At 47.2% G+C, this 3,501-nt stretch carries 4 protein-coding genes; 2 read left to right on the plus strand and 2 right to left on the minus strand.

What is annotated here, in order from left to right; genetic code table 11:
- A partial coding sequence (locus tag Q0238_RS04005) for a hypothetical protein (RefSeq protein WP_297943125.1) occupies positions 1-269 on the plus strand: 269 nt, incomplete at its 5' end.
- Between the two features lie 98 nt (positions 270-367).
- Here Q0238_RS04005 and Q0238_RS04010 read toward each other — a convergent pair.
- Positions 368-580 carry a hypothetical protein gene (locus tag Q0238_RS04010; protein ID WP_297943127.1) on the minus strand — a complete coding sequence of 71 codons (213 nt, stop codon included), beginning with the start codon at positions 578-580 and terminating at the stop codon, positions 368-370.
- Positions 581-827: 247 nt separating this feature from the next.
- Positions 828-2,501, minus strand: a complete 1,674-nt coding sequence (gene ilvD / locus Q0238_RS04015) for a dihydroxy-acid dehydratase (RefSeq protein WP_297943129.1) — start codon at positions 2,499-2,501, stop codon at positions 828-830.
- 192 nt (positions 2,502-2,693) lie between these two features.
- Here ilvD and Q0238_RS04020 point away from each other — a divergent pair.
- The coding region (locus tag Q0238_RS04020) for an ABC transporter substrate-binding protein (protein WP_297943131.1) at positions 2,694-3,501 on the plus strand (808 nt) is incomplete at its 3' end.

Consider the following 3,501-nt stretch of genomic DNA (forward strand, 5'->3'; position numbering starts at 1 on the left):
ATAAATATAAAGTTAAAAATATACCGATAGCAAAAACTGCAACTAAAGATATAGGTATGCTGCCTATAGAAATTTCCGGCATTCTTCTTAAGTATAAAAAATATGGCATACAAAGAAGTGCTCCAAAAACTACAAAACTTAATACAGAAAGTATTTTATATTTTATACCTTTTGTTATGATTTCTTTTGCATCGCTTAACATAGCATTTGAAACGTGGTTTATGCATGTTGTTTTATCTTTGATAAATTTATCCGGCAAATTATTATAAATTCTATATATTTCGCCCTCATTTTTAAGAAATTCTATATAAAGCTTCTTTCTATCTTCAACATCTATGCTTTCTATTAATTTTTTAACAATTTCTTTTTATATTTTTAATATTTTAATCGATTTAATATACCTTATGATAGTGGTTTTAAATGCAGTTCTATTGGCTGAGTAAATATTATCTTGCTTCAAAACCAACAAATATCGTTCTATTTCATTAATAAGACTGCGGGCTGTATCAGATAAAATTTTAAAATCTTCTTTTTCTGTAAATTTCTGTAAAAAATTAAAGACTTCATAGGTTCTATCCATATGCTTAACGTATTTTGATTCAAACCTATCTATTATGTATCTTTCTTTACTAGAGAAATTTAAATTTTTTAACTTATCAAGGGTTCTACTAATTTTTCAGATATATGACTTATTTCTATAGATATTGGCAAGTGCTACATACATATTTGCCATTTCAGTCTCTACTCGTTCTAAATCTTTATAGGTAAAATCTCTCTCAAACATAAAAATCATTCCTTATTTAAATTTAACTACCGCTTTTAAATTTCTATGCCTCCAAAATCGCTCCGTTGCTAGCGTTTGTTACCAGCTTGCGATACATTCGCAGCCAGCGATACGGTAGCGGTTTTTCAAGCGGTTTAAATTTCGCCCTGCGCGCGGCGATCTCAGCCTCGCTTAGACGCACGTTTATCGCGTACGTATCCACGTCGATGTCGATGATATCGCCGTCTTGCAGCAGTCCGATCATGCCGCCCTCGGCAGCCTCGGGGCTCACGTGTCCGATACTTAGCCCTCTCGTAGCGCCGCTAAAACGCCCGTCCGTGATCAGCGCCACGTCCGCGCCCAGCCCTCGCCCCATGATTAGGCTCGTTGGGCTTAGCATCTCCTGCATGCCCGGGCCTCCGCGCGGCCCTTCGTAGCGGATGACGACCACGTCGCCCTTGTTTACCTTGCCGCTTGAGATGCCCTCTATCGCCTCGTCTTGGCTGTTAAAGCAGACCGCCTTGCCGCTAAATTTGCGCTCGCCGATGATGCCCGCGGTCTTGATGACGCAGCCCTGCTCGGCTAAATTTCCAAACAAAATCGCCAGCCCGCCGACCTGCGAGTAGGCGTTTTCGACCTTACGGATGACTGATTCGTCTTTTATGGCGCTAGCTCCGACGCGCTCGCCTAGGCTTTCGCCGCTTACGGTTAGCGCGTCTAGACCCAGTAGCCCGTTGTCGCGGCGCGAAATTTCGTTTATCACGGCGCTTAGTCCGCCCGCGCGGTCGATATCCTCCATATGCACGTTTGGCAGGCTCGGGCTGATTTTGGCGATGTGGGCGATCTTGCGGCTGATCTCGTTGAGCCCCGCGATCTGCAAATTTACCCCCGCTTCGCGCGCGATAGCTAGGATATGCAGCACGGTGTTGCTGCTGCCGCCCATCGCCATGTCGACGACTAGGGCGTTTTGGATCGATTTTTCGTTCACAATGTTGCGGATTTTATATTTTTCATCCAGCGCAATCTCGCAAATTCGGCGCCCCGCCTGCCTGATGAGCTCCTCGCGCTCTGGCGTAAGCGCGGGCACGGTGCCGTTGCCTTTTAGCGCGATGCCCATCGCTTCGCACAGCGTATTCATCGAGTTTGCCGTAAACATCCCCGAGCAGCTGCCGCCGCTTGGACAGGCGGCACACTCGATCTCTTTTAGCTCCTCGGCGCTGATCTCTTTGGTTTCAAATTTACCCACCGCCTCAAACGCCGTAGATAGGTCGATCGGCTCGCCTTTTTTAGTGTAGCCCTTTTTCATCGGGCCGCCGCTAACAAAAACCGTCGGCACGTTCACGCGTAGCGCGCCCATCAACATGCCTGGCACGATTTTATCGCAGTTTGGCATGCAAACCAGAGCGTCTAGAGCGTGGGCGTTCATCACCGTTTCGATCGAGTTTGCGATGAGCTCGCGGCTAGGCAGGCTGTAAAGCATCCCGCTATGCCCCATCGCGATGCCGTCGTCCACGCCGATACAGTTAAACTCAAAGGGCACGCAGCCGTTTTTGCGGATCTCGTCTTTTAAAATTTCGGAGTATTTGTTGAGGAAAAAGTGCCCTGGGATAATCTCGATGAAGCTATTTGCCACGCCGATAAACGGCTTTTCAAAGTCATCGTCCTTTAGTCCTGTCGCTCTTAGCAAGCTTCTGTGCGGCGCACGCGTATAGCCTTTTTTGATGATGTCGCTTCTCATTTTATATCCTTGAATTGAAATTTTCTCCATTTTAGCATAAAATTTTACCGCTGCGGGGCGTTTTAAATTTTAGCGCATTAAAATTTAAAGCCGACTATTGAGCTTAATCAAACCGAATCACTCCTGTTTTTGATATAATTGCACATCGATTATCAAAATCTTGCCGTTTGGCAGGAATGAAAAGAGGAGAAGATGCAAAGAAGAAATTTCTTAAAACTAACGTCCGCGTTGGCGGCTAGCGGGCTTGCTAGCCCTCTTTTTGCGAAGGAGGCCTTTACTATTTACGGTGCGCCTGCGATGCCTAGCCTTATCATCGGCGTTGCGTGCATGCAGGGGCAGATCGGCAAAAAATACGACGCGAAGCTTGAGCTTTGGCGCGATCCCGATCAGCTGCGCGCGGGCGTGGCAAGCGGCGAGTACAAGGTCATGATGAGCCCTAGCAACGTGGGGGTGAACCTCGCAAATCAGGGGCGCAAGATCGGCATGGTAAATATCCTCACCGAAGGGCTAAATTTCGTGATGAGCAAGGGCGAGAAGATAACGGAATTTGCGCAGCTGGAGGGCAAAAAGATCGTAATGCCTTTTAAAAACGATATGCTAGACATCATCGTTCGAGCCATAGCGAAAAAGCAGGGCATTAGCGGGCTGAATATCGACTATACCGCCAGCCCCGCAGAGAGCGCGCAGCTGTTTTTGGCTAAGGACTACGACGTCGCGATCACGGTGGAGCCGTTAGCAAGCGCCATGATCTTAAAGGGCAAAGTATCGGGCATCGCCGTGCAACGAGGGGCAAATTTAAGCGATATGTGGGCGCAGGCGTTTTCGGTAAAGCCCATAATCCCGCAAGCGGGCATCATCGCAGATACCGATTTTTACGCCGCGAAAAAGGCGGATTTTGAAATTTTAAACGCCGATTTGACAGACGCGCTTACGTGGATAAAGGCAAACAAACAAAGCGCCGCGGCGATCGGGACGAATTTCTTTCCCGCGCCGCCGCCTG

Origin of the sequence: uncultured Campylobacter sp. (assembly GCF_938045775.1) — a bacterium.
Taxonomy (GTDB): domain Bacteria; phylum Campylobacterota; class Campylobacteria; order Campylobacterales; family Campylobacteraceae; genus Campylobacter_B.